Genomic DNA, 20,153 nt, shown 5'->3' with positions numbered 1-20,153 from the left:
TCTCGAAGGGAGTGGATGAATGACCCAGGCAACCAGCATCAAGGACCGTGTGCGGATCAAGCACGTCGAAGTCCTCTCGGACAACTGGTACGTACTGCGCAAGACCACCTACGACTACCTCGGTCGTGACGGTCGATGGCAGGAACTGACGCGCGAGACCTACGACCGGGGCAACGGCGCCACCATCCTGTTGTACAGCAAGGCCAAGCAGACCGTGGTCCTGACCCGGCAATTCCGCTTTCCGGCCTTCGTCAACGGGCACGATGACCTGCTGATCGAAACCTGCGCCGGGCTGCTCGACAACGACGACCCGCACACTTGCATCCGCAAGGAAACCCAGGAGGAAACCGGCTACGTCATCCAGGACGTGCGCAAGGTCTTCGAAGCCTTCATGAGCCCAGGCTCGGTGACGGAACGGCTGCACTTTTTCGTCGGCGAGTATTTCGACGAAGACAAGCAGCATGAAGGCGGTGGGCTGGAGGAGGAGGGTGAGGAGATCGAGGTGCTGGAGATGTCCCTCGACCAGGCCCTGGGCATGGTCGAGACGGGGGAGATCTGCGACGCCAAGACCATCATGCTGTTGCAGTACGCGAAGCTGCACCGCTTGCTGGATTAGCCTGGGGCATCCCCACGCCGAGTGGCATTGGGCGATTTCGATCACGCGCAGCCTGTTTCAAAGGCTGCGCGTTTTTTGTTCAGCTGGATTGGACTTCGCTGTCGTCCTGCCCATCGTCCAGGTACTCGTCCAGATATTCCGGTTGCTCCGGCTGGCCTGACAGTTCGGTCACGACGCTGAAGTCGCTGATCTCGATGGCGCCCACCCCGTGTCCGAGCAGGTGGAAGGAAAAGGCCTTGCGCTGTTGCGGGTTGTCAAAACTGATGTCCATCACCAGCGGCTGCTCGGGGGTTACCGCCACCTCGGTTGGCAGGTCCATGGCGACGTCCTGTTCGAACTCCTTGGCCTTCAGGGAAATATAGGCGGCGTGGTCGGCCTCCAGGGCGCGGATGGTCAGGCTGACGCGGGTCTGCGAGCCCTTGGGCATCTCCAGGTACTGGGCCCCGATCAGGTTGTCGGTCCAGTCGTTGGAGACCTGAGCCGGCAGCGGGATCTTTTCTGCGCTGCCAAATTGATAACGCTGGTTGAGAGGCGTGGGCAGCAGGGTCTGGCCCAGGGCGGTGGCCCGGGCGCTGATCAGCCGTGCGCGCTGGCCGCTGTATTGCCCACTGTAGACAGCCCGGTCGGCGATAAAGCCGGGGCTGGCGTAGGACCGGCAACGCTGCAGGAAATCGCACTCGGTGAACGTGCCGTTGCCGTCGTGATGGCGCAGTTTGCCGTTGGTGAACGACATGATCTCCCGGCCCGTCGTGTAATCCCTGAGCATCGAGCGTCCGGACAACGCCGTGGGCACCGCGAAGCCGAAGTAGTCGAGGATCGAGGCGCTCAGGTCCACGTGGCCATAGACCCCTGATTTGATCCTGGGCAATGGTTCCGGCGCCAGCATCAGGTTGAAACCCCAGGATGACGCCAGGCGCACATCGTCGATGCCATGGGATTCGTCCGAAGTGATCACCACCAAGGTGTTGTCCAGGATGCCCTGGCGCTCAAGGCCAGCCAGGAAACTGTCCAAGGCGTCGTCCAGGTAACCGACCGCCGCCTGCTTGGCAGAGTCGTAGCGTTTCAGGTAGTCATCGGGTGCGGAGTAGGGCTGGTGCGTGCCGACGGTCAGCAAGGTGAGCATCCACGGCCGGTCCGCCTGTTGCAATTGCCCGACGTAGTCCAGCGCGCCCTCGAAGAAGGTCTTGTCGTCCTTGCCCCAGGGGAATTCCAGGTAGGCGGGCTGGGTGAACCACTCCACGCCCAGTGCCGTGTCGAAGCCGATGTGCGGCATGATCCGGTCCTTGGCCATGAACCGTAGCCCGGCGGCTTGCAGGAAGTGGGTGGAGAAACCGTTCTGGCGCAATTGGGCCGGCAGGCAGGCTTGGTTGCGCTGGGTCTGGTTGAGCATTTCGACGCCCTTGGGCGTGCCGTCGTCGAGTTTGTCGTAGTCGCCGCACAACATGGCGTACAGGCCTCGGATGGTCTGGTGGCTATGCAGGACGTAATCGGGGGTGTTCATGCCCCGCTCGGCCCAGGCGCTCAGGTGCGGCATCAGGTCTTCTTGATAGGTGCTGTTCAACGCCTGGCGATTGGCACGCACGTAGGCCCCGGGAATGCCTTCCAGGGCGATGACCAGGACGTTGCGCGCGCGGCCCGGCTCGGTCAGCAAGCGTTGCCCGTCCAGGTCCAGGCGGGTGAGTCCGTCCATGGGCGGCGCCGGGTCCGGGGCGCTGCCTTCGAGCCATTGCTGGGCGCGCTCCTGACCCTCGGCGAGGGCGGCGGTGGCCAATTGGTGGGGCAGGTTGAACAGGTTCCACTGGTCCGCCTCGCTGGGCCGCCAGGATTGCACCGCACCGTGGATCAGCAGCACCAGCAGCGGCGCTACCCAGGCATGGCGCGGCAAGCGTGGGGCCGGTCGCGCCCGATTGAGCCATTGCACCAGCAGCCAGAACCCCAGTGCCGCGCACTGGAACGTGGCCAGCCAGGGGTGGGCGAAGCCGCCACTGGTGGAGTTCTCAACGAATTGCGGATCGATCAGGTAATGCACGTCCGAAGGGTTGGGCATCCGCCCGACGGCGCTGACCAGTTCGATGCTGGCCAGGGTCAACGCGCTCCAGGCCAGCAACACGGGCAATGCCAGCCACCAGGGGCGACGGTAGAGCAGCGCGACCAGCAACCCGCCGACGCCCAGGTCCGAGAGATAGCCCAGCGGGTCGGACCAGCCCAGCGCCAGACGCAGGCCCATCGGGGTCAACAGCACGCAGCCGATCAAGGCAAGAAGGGGCGTGTAGGGAGGGTTTAAACGGGGGTAAAAAATTTTCACAAGCAGGCCTTCGGTCGAAGCTAATCCATGAAACAGCAGACAAACCCTGTGGAAAGGGCGTGGTCACGAAGACGGTGAATCAGCCGCTGGTTTTCATGTTGATCCGCCGCCATCGAGAGCAGGTTCGCTCCCACAGGGTTTTCCTTCGTCATCAAATTGTCACACGGCGCGATGGTACCAAGCATGCCTGCCAACGACCGGTTCAATGTCCCAGTGTCCGGCGGCGCTACGCTGTGGTTCACTGGCCCAGGCCTCTACACTGGCTGCGTAGCGCTGTTTCAGGATGTCTGGAAAACTTGTATCAGGATTTCTCATCGGGGGACTGGATGGACAGGTTTCAGGAAATGCAGGTGTTTGTCGCCGTGGCGCTGGAGTCGGGGTTTTCGGCGGCCTCACGGCGTCTTGGCCTGTCGGCGGCCAGTGTCACGCGGGCGGTGGCGGCCTTGGAGCAGCGCATCGGTACGCCCCTGTTGGTGCGCACCACGCGCAATGTCTACTTGAGCGAAGCGGGCCAGCGCTTTCTGGAAGATTGTCGGCGGATCCTGAACGATCTCCAGGAAGCCGAGGATTCGGCGGCGGGAAGCCATGTCCAGCCTCGTGGGCAACTGGCGATTACCGCGCCGGTGTTGTTCGGCCAGTCCTTCGTTACGCCGTTGCTGGTTGACTACCTGCTGCAGTTTCCCGAGGTCAGCATCAACGCCTTGCTGCTCGATCGCAACGTCAACATGGTCGAGGAGGGCATCGACGTGGCGGTACGCATCGGCGAGTTGCCGGACAGCAGCCAGCATGCCGTGCGCGTGGGCGAGGTGCGGCGGGTGGTGTGCGGTTCGCCGGGATTTTTCGCCCGCCATGGCCGGCCCCGGCATCCGGGCGAGCTGGAGCAGATGCCGGTGGTGTTGTCATCGGCCATCAACCAGAACCGAAGCTGGACCTTCGCCGAGGGCGAACAGCCGCTGGTCGTTCGGCTCGCGCCGCGATTGGCGGTGACGGCCAACCAGGCCGCGATCAACGCAGCCCGCCAGGGCCTGGGGATGACGCGGGTGCTGTCTTATCAGGTGGCCGATCCTGTGGCCACCGGTGAGCTGGAGATTGTCTTGGCTGATTTCGAACTGCCGCCGCTGCCGATCCATGTGGTGTATCAGGGTGGGCGCAATGCACCGGCGCGGGTGCGCAGTTTTGTCGACTTTACCGTCAATGCATTGCGCCACGTCCCGGCCTTGAGGGGCTGAGGCATTATTTCCTCCGTTGAAATAATGGATTGCGTTTGCGGGTGATTCTCGAGTTATCGGTTCAAGCGCAGGATGACTCCATCGACGCCGTTCCGGTGATGGCGTCCACCTCAGCGGAGTCGACCATGAAACCCATCAAGCACTACCATTTCCCGCTTTCCGGCCATTCCCATCGCGTTGAACTGATGTTGTCGTTGCTTGAGCTACCCGTCGAGGTGGTGTTCGTCGATTTGGCCAAGGGTGCCCATAAAAAACCCGAGTTCCTCGCCATCAACGCCTTTGGCCAGGTACCGGTCATCGATGATGACGGTGTAGTGCTGGCAGACTCCAATGCCATCCTGGTGTACCTGGCGCACAAGTATGGCCAGGGGCGCTGGTTGCCAACCGACCCGATTGGCGCCGCACGGGTGCAGCGCTGGCTGTCGGCCGCGGCTGGGCCGATCCATGCCGGGCCTGCCACGGCGCGGCTGATCACGGTGTTCGGCGCGGCCTATAACGCCGAGGACGTGATTGCCCGTTCTCACGCCCTGCTCAAGGTCGTGGATCAGGAACTGAGCCACAGCCCTTATCTGGCGGGAGACACCCCGACCGTCGCCGACATCGCCGGCTACACCTATATCGCCCATGCGCCGGAAGGCAACGTGTCGTTGGAGGACTATGCCAACGTGCGGGCATGGCTGGCGCGGATCGAGGCGTTGCCGGGGTTCGTGGGCATGCCGCGTACGGTGATCGGGCTGCAGAAAACGGCTTGAGCCATCGACCACGACCTTGCGGCCAGGGAGCCGGCTCCCTGGCCATGGTCGTCATGCGTACGAAAGCGCCTTTTCCTCCAGCAACTCTTCATACAGCTCCACCCACTTGCGGCCCATCTCTTCGGCGGTGAACAGCAGTCGGTAGCGGGCTTCGGCCTTGGCGCCCATCGCGTGCGCCTGCGCCGGGTTATCCCAGAGGGTGCGCATCGCTTCGCGGAACGCGTCGGGATCGCTCGGGGGCACCACCAGGCCGGTTTCGTTGTGGATGTTGATGTAGCTGGTGCCGGTGCCGATTTCGCTGGAGATCATCGGCTTGCCGAACATCGCGCCTTCGAGCAGGGAGATACCGAAGGCTTCGGAGCGCAGGTGCGAGGGAAACACGATGGCGTAGCTCAGTTCCAGCAGCGCGACTTTATCTTCATCCCCCAGGCGCCCGAGAAAGTGCAGGTTGCGCAAGCCCAATGCCGCGGCTTGGGCGTGCAGCGCTTTTTCCAGCGGGCCCGCGCCCATGATGACCACGGGATAATCCGCGCCCTTGAGGGCGTCGAGCAGGATGTGCAGGCCCTTGTAGTAGCGCATCACCCCAACGAACAGAAAGAAGCGCTCGCCCAGCCTGGCCTTCCAGCCCGCCATGCGCTCGGCGTCAGGCTGTGGATAACTGCTCTTGTTCAGGCCGTAGGTGATGAGCCGGGTTTTGTCTGGGTAGTCCTTGAGCACATCGCTGGTGTGCACGTAATTGGGCGATGCGGCGACGATGCGATCGGCGCCGTCCAAAAAGCGTCGCATCAACGGTTTGTAGAGCTTGAGCAGGTTGCGCTGGCGAACGATGTCGGAGTGATAGGTGACCACATAGGGCTTTTTCACGGCGCTGAAAAAATGCACCAAGTCCATGAACGGCCAGGGGAAGTGGTAGTTGATCACGTCCGCTTCGGCGGCGAGCTCGCGAAACTTCTTGAAGACACTGTAGGAAAAACCGGTGGAAGCCAGTTGGAAATCCATCCTGGCTTGATGAACATCATGTTGTCGGATCCGGATAGGGTCGGCAGCGGGCTCCCTGCTCAGCGACAGTACGGTGTTATTGACGCCCAGCCGGTCGGTGCTGTCGCACAGTTGGAAAATGACCTGTTCGATGCCGCCCATGGAGTCGGGCAGATAGGTTTTGTAAAAGTGCAGGACTCGCATTCAACCTCCCAAGACCTGGCGATACGCGCCCGCGGTCACCTTGGCGCAGCGCTCCCAGGAAAACAGCGCCGCTTGTTGCAATCCCGCTTCCCGACAGGCCTGCCAGTGCAGCCGATCTTCCATTAACCGTAGCATGGCTTCGCGCAGGCCCTGGTGGTCGTGCGGCTCGCAGTAGCTGCCGGCCGGCCCGGCCACCTCGGGCATCGCCGAGCAGCGGGTGGTAATCACCGGTGTTCCACTGGCCATCGCTTCGAGCACCGGCAAGCCAAAGCCCTCGTAGAGCGAAGGGAAGATCAGTGCGCGTGCGCCGGCCAAGAGTTGGGCGACCTGCTCGTCCGGCAGGTACCCGGTCAGACAAACATGCCCGTCAGCCAGGGCTTTTCGCAACTCTTCATTGAACTGCCCTTGTTGCCATCCGCCCATTCCTACAATGAGTAAAGGAAAGGCCTGACGGATGGACTCGGGCAGCCCGGCATGGGCGCGAAGGGCCAATGACAGATTCTTGCGTGGCTCCAGGGTGCCGACACACAGGAAATAACGCCCCGCCTCCACGCCATGGGCCTTGAGCACCGCGTCGATCGCTTCCGGTTCGCGCGGGTGGAAACGGGCCGCCACCCCCAGCGGCGCAACCCTCAGGCGCTCGGCTGGCAGGCCGAAATGCTGCTGGGCCTCATCGGCGATGAACTGCGAGTCGGTCATGATCAGTTGCGCCTGCTCCACCGCCCTGCTGAGCCGTCGCTCGATTTCCTTCAAGCGGGCCGCCGGTTGCGTCTCGGGGTAGCGCAGGTGCGTGAGGTCATGAAGGGTGATCATCGTCGGCCCTTCGAAGGCCAGCGGCCAGAGGCTGGGTTCGTGGTACAGGTCGATAGCCTTGGAACGGCCTTGATCGAAGCGTTTCTGTTCCAGCCAGCGCCGCGCCTGATAGGCGCCCGGAACCCGTCGCAGCAATGGGCTCAGCTTTGAATAACCAGGCTTGGCTGCTTGCGGCAACTGCCGGCTCCAGCCCCAGCCGTGGAACAGCGACAGTTGCACGTCCGGTTCCCGGGCCAGGGCGGTGGCCAGCTCTGCCACGTATTGGCCGATGCCGGTGCGCGGCGCCTGGAGAATCCGGGCGTTGAGGGCTATCCGCATGCTGTTTCCCGGTCGACGACCCTTTGCCCCACATGGTGTTCGATCCGCTCCACCAGTTGTGCACTGGCCTGGCGCCAATTCAGCCATTGCCATTGATCCAGGTTGCGCTTGGCCGGGAATACCCCGGTGTGTTCCATGTCGAGAACCAGGTTCGCCAGGCTCTGGGGGTCGTCGAGGTCGAAGTAGGTCATGAAATCACCGCCGATTTCCCGGAACACTTCGATATCGCTGCCCATTGCCGGCAAGCCGCGTTGCATGGCCTCCACCAACGGCAGGCCGAAGCCTTCCACGTAGGATGGGAATACCAGGGCGGTGGAGTGTTGATAGGCGTGCTCCAGGCTTCGATCCGCCAGGTTGTTGAACATGAACAGGCGGCTGTCGAGTTGTGGATGACGCTTGATACGTTCGATCAGGGCTTCGCATTTCCAGCCGACCTTCCCGACGATGCATAACCTTGCCCGTGAACCGGCAGCCCAGGCCCGCTCGAAGGCATCGAGCAGATACGCATGGTTTTTGCGCGGTTCGATGGTGCTGACCATCAGGAACACCGGCTCGGGCTGCTGGAACAGACGCGACAGGTTTGGGTCAACGGTTTGCGAGGTGTCGGCCAAGTCCAGTTCGCTGCCCAGATGGAAATAGTCGAACCAGCGTTCGCGCACCTGTTGCTCGCCGAGGCGTCGGACCATTTCCTGGCGAAGCTGGTCACGGATGGTGAGCGAAATGGCGATGTAGCCGTCGGCGGTACGGGCAATCCAGTCGAACCAGTGGTTGAACACCTTGACCAGCCCGGCGTCGCAGAATTGCGGATGGGTCAGGGGAATCAGGTCGTAGATCACCGAGATGATTCCGACGCCGTCACGCTTGAGTTGTTCGGCCAGGGGAAAGAAGCCCGAGTGCCAGGAAGAATCGAGCAACACCAGTTGATCGCCGGCCCTATGTGCCAGCGGTACGCTGCGTTCCGGGCCTGGCTTGCGCTTGAGCAGGCGATCGAGGATTCGAATGGGGATGCTCAGGCAGCCCAGGGCAAACAGTCGGCAGGCAATGTACAGAAAGCGGCGCGCCCAGATCGACTGGCTGAAAGGCCGCTGCTGTTCCAGAGACCTGTGCCTGACCCAGAACAGATTGGCGAACTGCAGCAGCCGTACGCGCAGCCTGGCCAGGTCCAGCCCACTTGTGGGCAAGGGCGCCAGGCTTTTCACTTCGTACAGCTTGCCCTGCAGCATCACTACCGGAATGCATTCGCGTTCCCGGTCCTTGGCCGGCAATTGGCGAATAACGTTGCGCACCACTCGCTGGATGCCCGAGTTGTCATTCGGGTGGTCGTATACGTAGGTGCAATCGACCAGCAGGCGGGTCATGGCAACTCCTTTTGCGCCAGTGCTTCGACGGCCGTCTGGCTCGAACGCTGGATGCTGGTCCGGGCCTGGAGCCAGGAACAGCCGACGAAGTCTTCCTGGCGGTTATTGATCACGTGGAACACCAAGCCGTAGTCGCGCCATTCGAAATTGCGGTCCAGGTGCGAATCCAGCCGCGACAGGCTCAGGGCAACGGAGTAGTTGCCCTTGCCCAGGCGCATGTCGAAACTGAAGCGGAAGGTGATCTGTTCACCGGCCTTGAGGTCGGTCACCGCCTTGTCCTGGCGGTGGGTGTTGATGCCGTACATGGGTTGGCCAAGGCGGTCCTTGATCAGGAAACCCAGCACCAGGCGCTCGATGTCCTGGCGGATCTCGACCCGGACCTGCAGCACCATCGGCTGGCCGATCTCGGCCACTTCCACCGACTGGCCCTGGCTGTTGAGCAGTTGCACATCGAGGATGCCTGCCTCGCCGGTGCCGGAAATGGTCCGCACCTGGCCGTTGGCGAGCATTTCCTGGCGCACCACCTGGCCTTCGCGCTGGGCCAGCATGGCGTTGTAGTAGTCCATCACTTCTTCGGGCTTGCCGTGCATGGCCATGCGCCCGTGTTCGAGCAGGATGGCGGTGTCGCAGATCGACTGGATCGCCGAACGGTCATGGGACACGATCAGCAGCGTGGTGCCGGCCTTGCGGAAGTTGCGGATGCGCTCGAAGCTTTTGTGCTGGAAGTAGGCATCGCCCACCGACAGCGCCTCGTCGACGATCAGGATGTCCGGGCGCCGGGCTGTCGCGACGCTGAAGGCCAGGCGCATCTGCATGCCGCTGGAATAGGTACGTACCGGTTGGTCGATGGCCTCGCCGATTTCGGCGAACCCTTCGATCTCGGGCATCAGTGCCTGGATCTCCTCGACCTGCATGCCCAGCAACTGGCCGGCCATGAATGCGTTCTGGCGGCCGGTGAAATCCGGGTGGAAACCCATGCCCAGTTCCAGCAACGCGGCGACGCGGCCTCGCAATTGGATCTGGCCGCAGGTGGGCTGGGTGGTGCCGGTGATCATCTTCAGCAACGTGCTTTTACCGGCCCCGTTGACCCCGACGATACCGACGGCTTCACCGGGCTGGATCTCGAAATCCACCCCTTGCAGGATCCAGTGCAACTGATGGCGCTGGCGGGAAAAGGGGATCAACCATTCGAACAGCCGGCTCCAGCGATTCGGGTACTGCTTGTAGGCCTTGCCCAGGCCACTGACACGTAGATGTCCCATCAGAGTTCGTCCACCATTTCACCGCCGCGCGTGCGAAACAGGCGTAGGCCGGTGATGCACAGCAGCAGGCCCACGACCAGCAACGGCAACAGCGAGCCCCAGTCCGGCCACTGGTTGTAGAGGAACAGGTTCTGGTAGCTCTGCATCAGGGCGGTCATGGGGTTGAGGGCCAGCCATGGCTGGACCGAAGGGGGGAGGATCGTGATCGGGTAAACGATCGGCGTGAGCCAGAACCAGAATTGCAGGCAGATACCGAACAACTGGCCGACATCACGGAAAAACACGTTGAGAATCCCCAGAAGCATGCCCAGCCCCGCGGCGAACATGATTTGCAGGGCCAGCAGCGGGACCAGCGCCAGCAAGCTCAGGCCTGGCCAGCGCCCGGTGATCAGCAGGAAGCCGAGGAACAGCCCGAGGATGATCGCGAAGTTGATCCCGGCGTTGAGCAGCACGATCACCGGCAGGCAGATCCTGGGGAAGCTGATTTTTTTCAGCAGGTTGGCGTTTTCCAGGAACATGCCCTGGCTGCGGGTGGTGATCTCGGCGAAAAAACCCCAGGTCAGCAACCCGGCGCAAAGGTAGACGCTGTAGGCCATGCCATCTTCCACACCCGGCAGGCGAGCCCGCATGATGTGGGAAAAAATCACCGTGTACACCAGGATCATCGACAGCGGATTGAGCACCGTCCACAGCGCGCCGAACAACGAGTTGCGATAGCGCGCCTGGAACTCGCGCTTGACGCTGCCCAGGACGAAGCCGCGATAGCTCCACAGGGTGCGTTGCAGGGTCAATAACATCAGCCGGCCCTGCCGTAGTGATCCTCGAAGCGAACGATGTCGTCCTCCCCCAGGTATTCGCCGCTCTGCACTTCGATGATGACCAGATCGATGACGCCGGGGTTTTCCAGGCGATGCTTGTGGCCGGCGGGGATGAAGGTCGACTCGTTCTTGGCCACCAGGTGCGAACCCGAGCCGTTGTTGGTGACCTTGGCCATGCCTTCGACCACCACCCAGTGTTCGTTGCGATGGTGGTGCATCTGCAGCGAGAGCGAGGCGCCCGGCTTGACCACGATGCGCTTGATCTTGAAGCGCGGGCCCTCTTCGAGCACGGTATAGCTGCCCCAGGGGCGGCTGACCGTACGGTGCAGGCGATAGGCTTCGTGCGCCTTGTCCTTGAGCTGCCGGGCCACGCGACGAACCTCCTGGGCGCGGTCGGCATGGGCCACCAGCACGGCGTCGGCGGTGTCGATGATGATCAGGTCTTCCACGCCCAGGGCCGCCACCAGGCGCCCGTCGCTCTGGACGAAGTTGCGCTGGCTGTCCATGAACAAGGCCTCGCCCGTGGTGCGGTTGCCTTGCGCATCGGCCGGCACCAGGTCGGCGACGGCGGTCCAGGAGCCGATATCGCTCCAGTCGAAGGCCGCCGGGATCACCACCACGTTGGCCGAGCGTTCCATGAGGGCGTAGTCGATGGAGATGTCCGGCATGTCGGCGAAATGTTCGGCGGACAATTCCTGCTGCACGCAACCTGCCGTCTCCACGGCCGTGCTCGCGGCGATGCAGGCGCGGGCCTTCTCCAGCAGTTCGGGGGCGTGGGTGTGCAACTCCGCCAGCAGGGTCTTGGCTGAAAAGCAGAACATGCCCGAGTTCCACAGGAAGCGGCCGCTCTCCAGGTAGTGGGTGGCGGTCTGCAAGTCGGGCTTCTCGACGAAGCGCACGACTTTGGCCGCGCCCCGAGTGTCCAGCGGCTTGCCTCGTTCGATGTAGCCGAAGCCGGTTTCCGGTGTCGTCGGCAATACGCCGAAGGTCACCAGGTGGCCGCGCTTGGCCAGCTCCACGGCGTGGTCCACGGATGCCTTGAAGGCGGCTTCATCCTGGATCAGGTGGTCGGCGGGCATCACCACTAGGATCGTATCGTCGCCGTGCAGGGCCTGCACGGCGAGGGTGGCGGCGGCAATCGCGGGTGCGGTGTTACGACCCGTCGGTTCCAGGACGAAGTGCCCGCGATGGCGCTCCAGGTGGGCGTTCTGATAATGGTCGCGGCTCTGGAAGTAATACTCGCGATTGGTGACGGTGACGATATCGCCCCGGCCGTCGAACAACCCTGCGGCGCGTCGGTAGGTCTTGCCCAGCAACGACTGGCCGTCGGGCAAGACCATGAAGGGTTTCGGATGACCCTCGCGGGACACCGGCCACAATCTCGTCCCGGCACCGCCGGAGAGAATCACGGGAATGAGCATGGCCTACTCCTTGGCGACGCGTTTCATGTCCGAATCCATCATCATGCGGATCAGGGTGTCGAGGTCGGTCCTGGGCTTCCAGCCCAGCACTCTCTGGGCCTTGGCCGGGTTGCCGAGCAACACCTCGACCTCGGCCGGGCGGAAAAACGCCGGGTCGATCTTCACGAAGTCCCGGTAGTCCAGGTCGACGTGTTCGAAGGCGATCCTGCACATTTCCCGCACGGTGGTGGTCACGCCGGTGGCCACCACGTAATCGTCGGGCTTGTCCTGTTGCAGCATCAGCCACATGGCCTCGACGTAATCGCCGGCGAAACCCCAGTCACGCTTGGCGTCGATATTGCCCAGGCGCAACTCCTGCTGCTTGCCCTGCTTGATGCGAGCCGCGGCATCGGTGACCTTGCGGGTCACGAACTCGATTCCGCGCAGGGGTGACTCATGGTTGAAGAGGATGCCGCTGCTGGCGTGCAGGCCGAAGCTTTCACGGTAATTGACGGTGATCCAGTGGCCGTACAGCTTCGCCACGCCATAGGGGCTGCGCGGGTAGAACGGCGTGTGTTCGTCCTGTTGCTCGGCCTGGATCAGGCCGAACATTTCACTGGTGGACGCCTGGTAAAAACGGGTATGGGGACTGAATTGGCGAATGGCTTCGAGCAGGTGGGTCACCCCCAGCCCGTCGACGATCCCGGTGGTCACCGGCTGGTCCCAGGAGGCGGCGACGAAGCTTTGCGCGGCGAGATTGTAGACCTCGTCCGGCGCCGACTTGATCACGGCCCGCTGTACCGAGCAGGCATCGGCCATGTCGCCGTCCAGGTAGACGATGTCCTGTTCGATACCGGTCTCGCGTAGTCGCCAGCGTGAATCGCTGCTTCGCCGCGCCACCAGGCCATGGACCCGGTAACCCTTGTCGAGCAGCAGCTTGGCCAGATACGCGCCATCCTGGCCGGTGATCCCTGTGATCAATGCACTTTTCATTCTTCTCGTACCCGTATCTCCCAGTCGGACAGGATCGCCCGCAAGGATTGTTGTGTTGTTGTTTCAGGTATCCATCCCGTGGCCTGCTGCAGCTTGGCGGGGCTGCCACAGACGCGACGTTGCTCTGCACGGCGCAGGCGCGCAGGGTCCTGGATCAGTTGCACATCGACCTGGGCGATGTCGGCCAATTGCTCGATGAGGCTGCGAATACTCTGCTCGCGGCCCGAGCAGATGTTGTAGACCTGGCCCGGCACGCCGCTGTCGAGCAAGGCCAGGTAGGCCGAGATCACGTCGCCGACGTCGAGGAAGTCGCGGGTCACGTCGATGTCGCCCACTTGCAACCGGGCCGGTTGCAGGCCTTGCTTGATCCGGCTGATCTGGCGGGCGGCGCTGGCAATGACGAAGCTGTCCTTCTGGCCGGTTCCAATGTGGTTGAACGGGCGGGCCACCAGCACCGGCCAGCCCTCGCTCATGCCCCATTGCAGGCTCAACAGCTCGGCTGACAGTTTGCTCACGGCATAAGGGTTGCGCGGGGCGGCGGGTTGCGACTCGGTGATGGGCAACTGGCTCTCGCTGACCTGGCCATAGACGTCACCGGAGCTGACGTACAGGAACGTTCCGCTGAACCCCCGGGCCTTGAGGGCCTGGAGAAGATTCAACGTGCCCAGCAGGTTGATCTGCAGGGTACGTGCCGGGTCACGAAAGGCTTCGGGGACGAATGTCTGCCCCGCCAGGTGGATCACCGCGTCGGGTATTTCGGGCCAGAGGGCTTCCAGGGTCTTGCTGTCGGTCAGGTCGTAGCGGGCAGTGACCGGCATGACGTGCCAGGCCGAATCGGGAGCATCCAGACGTGATTTGATATGACGTCCTACGAAACCACTGAGGCCCGTGACGAACAGACGTTTTTTCAAGCACCAACCCCCTTTGAAGAATGCCTCGTGCCTGGCTGAGTCGAGTAGGAAATCTCCGTAAGATCGGGGAAATATCCCTCAACAATCGGCCAAGAGAAGCGTTTGTTGTAGTTGTTTGGTTGCCAATCTGTGCCAATTTCGCGGCAATTTCAATAACGCAAACCGTGACCGGTCAGTTCTCATATTTATAGCGGGTTTATTCGCGCCGGGCGGTTCACGAACCCTTGGCGGATGTGTTTAGAATGCCCCTCGACACCCTCTTCGGTGCTGATTCGCAGATCGAACAGCAGGGCGAGGATCACTAAAAACAAGAACGAGACGGGTAGCGAGGGTCACGACGAATGCGGCATGCACCGCTTCGCTCTTTGGCTCGACCGTCATGAAAAGAGGTGGCCAGGAAGGCGACCTCCCTTTGGGGTGCCATGAACTTCATTCTTTACTCGGACGTAAACGACCACTCCATCAGCCAGAGCCTGGGCCGCCCCGAGTACAGTTACTACTTCGTGCTCAAGGCCTATCGTCCGGTGCTTGAAAGCCTGGGTACGGTGCACGTGGTGGCATCGGTCGCCGAGGTCGATCCGCTCTACCTGGCATTGCAGGAAGCCGGGCAGGATTGCCTGTTCCTTTCGTTTTCACCGCCCCACAAGGCCCCGGTCGACCTGCTGTGCCCGATGGTCTGCGTGGTCGCCTGGGAGTTCGATTCGATCCCGGCCGAGCACTGGGATGACGACCCTCGGCATGACTGGAGCCGCACGCTGGCGCGCCATGGTCGGGTGATCACCCTGTCCAGCCACACGGCCGCGGCGATTCGCCGGACCTTGGGCGAGGACTTTCCAGTGCTGGTCCTGCCGACGCCGCTGTGGGAGCGTTTCGCGGCGGTGCGCGAGCGGTACCCGAGTACGCCAGTGAACCCGGGCGCCACCTTGCAGATCAAGGGCTGCATCATCGACAGCCAGGTCCTCGGGCTGTCGGCCGATGGCTTGATCGCGCCGATCAACGAAGGCCAAGCGCCGCTGCCCGAGCCGCCCGTGGAGGCGCCGGTGGTGGAACCTGCGATTGAGTCACCGCCCCTGACGTGGCGCCGCCGCGCGTTCATCTCCCGCCATTACCTGCGCGAAGTGTTCCGTGTCTTCACCACGAAGTCCGAACAAGGGCCGGTGTGGCGGCTCAAGCACAACCTGCTTTGCTGGTATCGCGAAGCGGCCCGTGACCTTGTGCCGGTGCCGGTCCGCATGTCGGCCAGCCGGATTCTCAGGGGGCCATCGGCGCCGGTGGCCATCGAGCCAGTGCCTGAGCCGTCGCCACCGGAACCGGTACACCCCCAGGCCCTGTTGCCGAACACCCGCCAGACCGTGGAGACCCACGTCAGCGGCGTGGTGTATGTCAGCGTGTTCAACCCCGATGACGGGCGCAAGAACTGGCACCACCTGATCACCGCCTTCTGCTGGGCCCTGCGTGACGCCGAGGACGCTACGCTGGTGCTGAAGATGACCCAGAACGACCTGTCGACCTACTACGTCGAGTTGCTGACGCTGCTGTCCCAGTTGTCGCCGTTCAAGTGCCGGGTGGTCGTGATGCACGGTTACCTGGAAGACGAGCAGTTCGCCCGCCTGTATGGCGCGGCCAGCTTCTACGTCAACGCGTCGCGCTGCGAAGGCTTGTGCCTGCCGCTGATGGAGTTCATGTCCTGTGGGCGTCCGGCCATTGCGCCGGACCACACGGCGATGCGCGACTACATCGACACCGAGGTGGCCTTTGTGGTCGAGTCCAGCCGCGAACCCACCATCTGGCCGGAAGATTCGCGCATCTTGTATCGCACCTTGCGCCATCGGCCCGACTGGGGCTCGTTGAAACTTGCCTACCAGCAGAGCCATGCCATGGCGCGGAGTCAGCCGCAGGCCTATCAGGCCATGGCCGCTGCCGCCAACGAACGGATGCGCCGCTATTGCGGCTTCGCCCCGGTGCGACAACGCCTGGCGGATTTCCTGGTGGTCGATGACGAAGCCAGCCTGTCGCTCGCGGTGCAGGCGGGGAGTGCGTCATGCTGATCATCATTTATTCGGAAACCAACCAGAGCAACATCCTGGAGAATCTCGGCAAGCCCGAGTACAGCTATTACTTCGTGCTCAAGGAGTTCCGCCCGGTGCTGGAGCGGCTGGGGCGGGTGATCGAGGTGACCCGCCCGGACGAGGAAGTCGACTCGCTGTATGCCGATTGCCTGGCGCGCGGCGAAGATTGCGTGTTCCTGTCGTTTTCACCGCCCCACCGGACCGCGGCCCATTATGCCTGCCCGACGGTGCCGGTGTTTGCCTGGGAATTCAGCACCATCCCCACCGAGAGCTGGCAGGGTGAGCCCCGGCACGATTGGCGCGTGGTGCTGGGGGCGACCGGCATGGCGATCACCCATTCCAGTTTCACCGTCAACGCGGTGCGCGAGGTGATGGGGGCCGATTACCCGATCGTCGCTATCGCGGCGCCGGTATGGGACCGCTTCGCCGCGCGCGGTGCGGTGCTGGCCCAGCGACCGACGGTCGATCACATGCGCCTGCAACTGCGGGGCTTGCTGATCGACAGCCGGACCACCGACCTGCGCCCCTATGGCCCGCCGGCCCACCAGGCCGGTACGCCGTTGGTGCTGGACGGGCCGCCCCAGGACTGCGAGTTGTTGCTGGACGGGGTGATCTACACCTCGGTGTTCAATCCCTACGACGGGCGCAAGAACTGGAAGGACATGATCAGCGCGTTCTGCACTACGTTCCGCGAGGTGCCCGACGCGACCCTGGTGCTCAAGCTGACCCATCACGACGTCACCGCGGCGCTTGCCGACATGCTGCACCACGTCTACAAGAACCAGTCCTACCGCTGCCGCATCGTGCTGATTCACGGCTACCTGGCGGACGCGGACTACGAGCGGCTGGTGGAAGCCACCCGGTATGTGGTCAACAGTTCCTACGGGGAAGGGCAATGCTTGCCCTTGATGGAGTTCATGTCTTGCGGTCGTCCTGCGATCGCGCCGCTGAACACGGCGATGGCCGATTACATCGATCACGACAATGCCTTCGTGGTGAAGTCGACCGAAGAACTCACCGCCTGGCCTCACGATCCACGTGCGGCCTATCGGACCCTGCGCTATGTCACCGACTGGGACTCGCTGTGCTCGGCCTTTCGCGCCAGCTATGACGTGGCGCGCAATGACCCCGAGCGCTATCGCCGGATGTCGGCCCACGCCGTGCGCAGCCTGGAGACGTTCTGCAGCCAGGCCAACGCCGAACAGCGCCTGGCGGCTTTCTTCCAGCAGGTTGGGCAGCGTCGTCGGAGCGCGCCGCAGCCATGATCCAGCGCCTGCTTGCCTGGCTCAGGCCGCCGGTCGAACCTGCGCCGCCACCCGCTGCCGCCGTTTCGCCCCGTGATGCCGGCCTCTATGACGCGATGCTCGATGGCTGGTTTCGCCCTGAAACCGGCGAATTGCTCAAGGGTTTCGCGATTGGGGCGGGCGACACCTTGCTGGATGTGGGCTGCGGCGAAGGCGTGGCAACGCTGTTCGCGATGCGCCAGGGCGCGTCGGTGATCTTCACCGACAGCGAGCAGGACAAGGTGCGTGAGCTGGCGCGGCAGGTCGAAGCACAAGCGACTGCGCCCTTCCTGGGGCTGGTCAGCAACAGCTTGCCGTTGCCCCTGGCCGACGGGTGTGCGAACAAGGTCGTCTGCATGGAAGTGCTCGAACACATCGACCAGCCGGAGCCGTTCATGGCGGAGTTGGTGCGCATGGGCCGGCCGGGCGCGCAGTACCTGCTCAGCGTACCGGCCCCGGTGGGCGAGCATTTGCAGCGAGGTATCGCGCCGGCGAGCTATTTCCAGGCGCCCAACCATGTCCAGGTGTTCACTGCCGAGCGTTTTGCCGCCTTGGTGGAAGACGCGGGCCTGGTGATCGAGCACCGCCAGGCCAGCGGTTTTTTCTGGGTCATGGGCATGATTTTCTTCTGGGCCAGCGAACAGGCGGCCGGTCGCCACCTCGAGGGGGCCGTGCGCGACCGAATTCAGGCCCCGTACCCGCCGCTGATGGAGCGTTGGGCGGGCGTCTGGCAAGACTTGCTGACGCAACCCGATGGCCTGGCGATCAAGCAGGTGCTGGACCGCTTCATGCCCAAGAGCCAGGTCATCATCGCCCGCAAGCCTGATCTTTTGCCCGGGAGTGCCACATGAGCAGCAGGCGAATCATGGACATCGAGTTGCTGCGCGCCGTCGCGGTGATGGGCGTGCTGTTCCATCACCTGCAAGGCATGCCATTCCCCGGCGGCTGGCCACGCCTGGCAGCCCTGGCCGACAGTTTCCAGCTGTGGTGGGGGGTGGACCTGTTCTTTGCGATATCGGGATTTGTCATCGGGCGTAGCCTGATCCCCCAATTGCGCCGCTGCGACGGGCCCCGGCAATTCTGGACCACCACCCGCGATTTCTGGCTTCGCCGGGCCTTTCGCCTGTTGCCGTCAGCCTGGCTCTGGCTGCTGCTGATTCTCTTCGCGACGTTTTTCCTGAACCGTTCCGGTGCTTTTGGCAGCGTGCAGGCCAACCTGCAAGCGACCCTGGCCGGCTTTCTGCAGTTTGCCAACCTGCGCTTCGCCGACGCGTTCATGCGTTACGAATACGGGGCGAGTTTCGTGTACTGGACCCTCTCGCTGGAAGAGCAGTTCTATCTGGTCCTGCCGCTGCTGGTGTTCGTCTCGCGCCGTTACCTGGTCTGGGTGTTGCTGGCGGTGGTGGTGGTGCAGTTCTTCACCTGGCGCGCGCTGTGGCTGTCGGTGATCCGTACCGATGCCCTGGCCCTTGGCGTGCTGTTGTCGATCTGGAGCCTGCAACCGAGCTATTGGCGCTTGGAGCCTAAAGGGTTGCGCTGGCCCGGGCTGGGTGTGTTGCTGATCGTGGGCCTGGGCGGCGTGATGGCCTGGGTCGCGACCGAACACTTCAATTTGTCGTTCTACCGGCTGGGGGTCATTGCGCTGTGCAGTGCGGTGCTGGTCTGGGTGGCCTCCTACGACCGGGATTACCTGCTACCGCGCAGCCGGCTGAAAACCGCGCTGACTTGGGTGGGCAGCCGCTCCTATGGGATCTACCTGATCCATATCCCGGTGTTCTTCCTGCTGCGCGAGCTGTGGTTTCGCTTGGCCCCGTTGGGCTCGCCGGACCCGGCCAGCCATCCGTGGCTGGCCCTGGCGTGCGCCTTGCTGCTGATCGGACTGCTGAGCGAACTCAACTACCGACTGGTGGAAATGCCGATGCGCAAGCGCGGTGTCCGCCTGGTTGAACGCCTGTCCACCGCCCGAACCGTCCTTCCTGTTCCTGGAGCCCCGTCATGCTGAGCCTTTTGAAGAAACTCACCACGGGCACCCCTGCGCCCGCAGCGCCCGTGGCCGCCAAGGCCGACAAGGTCGACCCGTACATGCTCGGGCTGCACGATGCGATGCTCAGTGGCTGGTTCAACCAGCAGACGGGGGAGTTGTTCAGCGGCTTCCCGGTGACCGCACAAGACACATTGCTGGATGTCGGCTGTGGCGATGGCGGCAACGTGCATTTCTGCGCGATGCGTGGGGCGAAGATCATCATCGCTGACATCGATGCCGCCAAGGTCGAGGCTACCCGCCAGCGCCTGAGCGACACCCCCGCGCGCGGTATCGAGTGCCACGTGACCGACTGCAACCCCTTGCCCATCGCCGACGCCACGGCCACCCGGGTGGTTTCCACCGAGGTCATCGAGCATGTCGACGACCCGGCGCAGTTTCTCGCCGAACTGGTGCGGGTCGGCCAGCCCGGCGCGCTGTACTTGCTGAGCGTGCCGCACCCCAGCTCCGAAGAATTGCAGAAAGACATCGCCGCGCCGGAGTACTTCCAGAAGCCCAACCACATTCGCATCATCAGCGAAGAGCAGTTCAAGGCCATGGTCAGCGAGGCCGGGCTGGAGGTGTTGAGCCACAGCCAATACGGTTTCTATTGGTCTTTGTGGATGCTGTTGTTCTGGGAGGCCAAGGTCGACTTCAGCAACGCCGACCACCCCTTGCTCAACCACTGGGCCGACACCTGGCAGGCTGTGCTCAATTCCCCTCGGGGCGCGCAGATCAAGCAAGCGCTGGATGCGGTAGTGGCCAAGAGTCAGGTGATCATTGCGCGCAAGCCTGGCGTGCTGCCATAGGCCTTGGCGAAACCG

17 protein-coding genes are annotated in these 20,153 nt (G+C 63.1%); 8 read left to right on the top strand and 9 right to left on the bottom strand.

Annotated features, from left to right (window positions below):
• The first annotated feature begins 19 nt into the window (after positions 1–19).
• Positions 20–616 carry a GDP-mannose pyrophosphatase NudK gene (gene nudK / locus KI241_RS27495; protein WP_212803194.1) on the top strand — a complete coding sequence of 199 codons (597 nt, stop codon included), beginning with the start codon at positions 20–22 and terminating at the stop codon, positions 614–616.
• 79 nt (positions 617–695) lie between these two features.
• Here the strand turns inward: nudK and KI241_RS27490 are convergent, their stop codons facing one another.
• Positions 696–2,843, bottom strand: a complete 2,148-nt coding sequence (locus tag KI241_RS27490; RefSeq protein WP_212803904.1) for an LTA synthase family protein — start codon at positions 2,841–2,843, stop codon at positions 696–698.
• 404 nt (positions 2,844–3,247) lie between these two features.
• On the opposite strand from KI241_RS27490, the gene KI241_RS27485 reads away from it, so the two are divergent.
• Both KI241_RS27485 and KI241_RS27480 read left to right on the top strand, forming a co-directional pair.
• Positions 3,248–4,150, top strand: a complete 903-nt coding sequence (locus KI241_RS27485; RefSeq protein WP_212803193.1) for a LysR family transcriptional regulator — start codon at positions 3,248–3,250, stop codon at positions 4,148–4,150.
• Positions 4,151–4,275: 125 nt separating this feature from the next.
• Complete coding sequence (locus KI241_RS27480) at positions 4,276–4,902, top strand: glutathione S-transferase (RefSeq protein WP_042731404.1); 627 nt, start codon at positions 4,276–4,278, stop codon at positions 4,900–4,902.
• 51 nt (positions 4,903–4,953) lie between these two features.
• On the opposite strand, the gene KI241_RS27475 is transcribed toward KI241_RS27480, so the two are convergent.
• From KI241_RS27475 to KI241_RS27440, 8 genes are read right to left on the bottom strand one after another with little or no spacing between them, the layout of a single operon-like run.
• Positions 4,954–6,084: a glycosyltransferase family 4 protein gene (locus KI241_RS27475; RefSeq protein ID WP_042731402.1), complete on the bottom strand. Its 1,131-nt coding sequence runs from the start codon at positions 6,082–6,084 to the stop codon at positions 4,954–4,956.
• Positions 6,085–7,215 carry a glycosyltransferase family 1 protein gene (locus tag KI241_RS27470; protein WP_042731401.1) on the bottom strand — a complete coding sequence of 377 codons (1,131 nt, stop codon included), beginning with the start codon at positions 7,213–7,215 and terminating at the stop codon, positions 6,085–6,087.
• Positions 7,206–8,573, bottom strand: a complete 1,368-nt coding sequence (locus KI241_RS27465; protein WP_042731400.1) for a glycosyltransferase family 1 protein — start codon at positions 8,571–8,573, stop codon at positions 7,206–7,208. Before KI241_RS27465 ends, KI241_RS27470 begins: the two co-directional genes overlap by 10 nt.
• Positions 8,570–9,835, bottom strand: coding sequence for an ABC transporter ATP-binding protein (locus KI241_RS27460; RefSeq protein WP_042731399.1), 1,266 nt, complete (start codon positions 9,833–9,835; stop codon positions 8,570–8,572). The genes KI241_RS27465 and KI241_RS27460 overlap by 4 nt, the downstream gene beginning before the upstream one ends.
• Positions 9,835–10,632 carry an ABC transporter permease gene (locus tag KI241_RS27455; RefSeq protein ID WP_047739389.1) on the bottom strand — a complete coding sequence of 266 codons (798 nt, stop codon included), beginning with the start codon at positions 10,630–10,632 and terminating at the stop codon, positions 9,835–9,837. Before KI241_RS27455 ends, KI241_RS27460 begins: the two co-directional genes overlap by 1 nt.
• A complete protein-coding gene (locus tag KI241_RS27450; RefSeq protein WP_123579280.1) occupies positions 10,632–12,074 on the bottom strand; it encodes a mannose-1-phosphate guanylyltransferase/mannose-6-phosphate isomerase in 1,443 nt (480 codons plus the stop codon). The genes KI241_RS27455 and KI241_RS27450 overlap by 1 nt, the downstream gene beginning before the upstream one ends.
• A gap of 3 nt (positions 12,075–12,077) precedes the next feature.
• The gene (gene gmd / locus KI241_RS27445; RefSeq protein WP_212803192.1) at positions 12,078–13,046 is read right to left on the bottom strand and encodes a GDP-mannose 4,6-dehydratase; all 969 of its coding nucleotides are present in this window, start codon (positions 13,044–13,046) and stop codon (positions 12,078–12,080) included.
• Complete coding sequence (locus KI241_RS27440) at positions 13,043–13,957, bottom strand: GDP-mannose 4,6-dehydratase (RefSeq protein ID WP_212803191.1); 915 nt, start codon at positions 13,955–13,957, stop codon at positions 13,043–13,045. The genes gmd and KI241_RS27440 overlap by 4 nt, the downstream gene beginning before the upstream one ends.
• 422 nt (positions 13,958–14,379) lie before the next feature.
• On the opposite strand from KI241_RS27440, the gene KI241_RS27435 reads away from it, so the two are divergent.
• The 5 genes from KI241_RS27435 to KI241_RS27415 are packed head-to-tail and all read left to right on the top strand — an operon-like array spanning position 14,380 to position 20,138.
• The gene (locus KI241_RS27435) at positions 14,380–16,005 is read left to right on the top strand and encodes a glycosyltransferase (RefSeq protein WP_212803190.1); all 1,626 of its coding nucleotides are present in this window, start codon (positions 14,380–14,382) and stop codon (positions 16,003–16,005) included.
• Positions 15,999–17,291: a glycosyltransferase gene (locus KI241_RS27430; RefSeq protein WP_212803189.1), complete on the top strand. Its 1,293-nt coding sequence runs from the start codon at positions 15,999–16,001 to the stop codon at positions 17,289–17,291. Before KI241_RS27435 ends, KI241_RS27430 begins: the two co-directional genes overlap by 7 nt.
• On the top strand, positions 17,288–18,160 hold the full coding sequence (locus tag KI241_RS27425) for a class I SAM-dependent methyltransferase (RefSeq protein WP_123579277.1): 873 nt from the start codon (positions 17,288–17,290) through the stop codon (positions 18,158–18,160). Before KI241_RS27430 ends, KI241_RS27425 begins: the two co-directional genes overlap by 4 nt.
• Positions 18,157–19,311 carry an acyltransferase gene (locus KI241_RS27420; RefSeq protein WP_212803188.1) on the top strand — a complete coding sequence of 385 codons (1,155 nt, stop codon included), beginning with the start codon at positions 18,157–18,159 and terminating at the stop codon, positions 19,309–19,311. Before KI241_RS27425 ends, KI241_RS27420 begins: the two co-directional genes overlap by 4 nt.
• Complete coding sequence (locus tag KI241_RS27415) at positions 19,305–20,138, top strand: class I SAM-dependent methyltransferase (RefSeq protein ID WP_042729911.1); 834 nt, start codon at positions 19,305–19,307, stop codon at positions 20,136–20,138. The genes KI241_RS27420 and KI241_RS27415 overlap by 7 nt, the downstream gene beginning before the upstream one ends.
• Positions 20,139–20,153: the final 15 nt, after the last annotated feature.

Origin of the sequence: Pseudomonas sp. Cab53, assembly GCF_018325965.1 — a bacterium.
In the GTDB taxonomy this organism is placed as follows: Bacteria; Pseudomonadota; Gammaproteobacteria; order Pseudomonadales; family Pseudomonadaceae; genus Aquipseudomonas; species Aquipseudomonas chlororaphis_E.
Note: the sequence above shows the minus strand (reverse complement) of the source record. Positions and strands in the feature narration are given on the sequence as shown.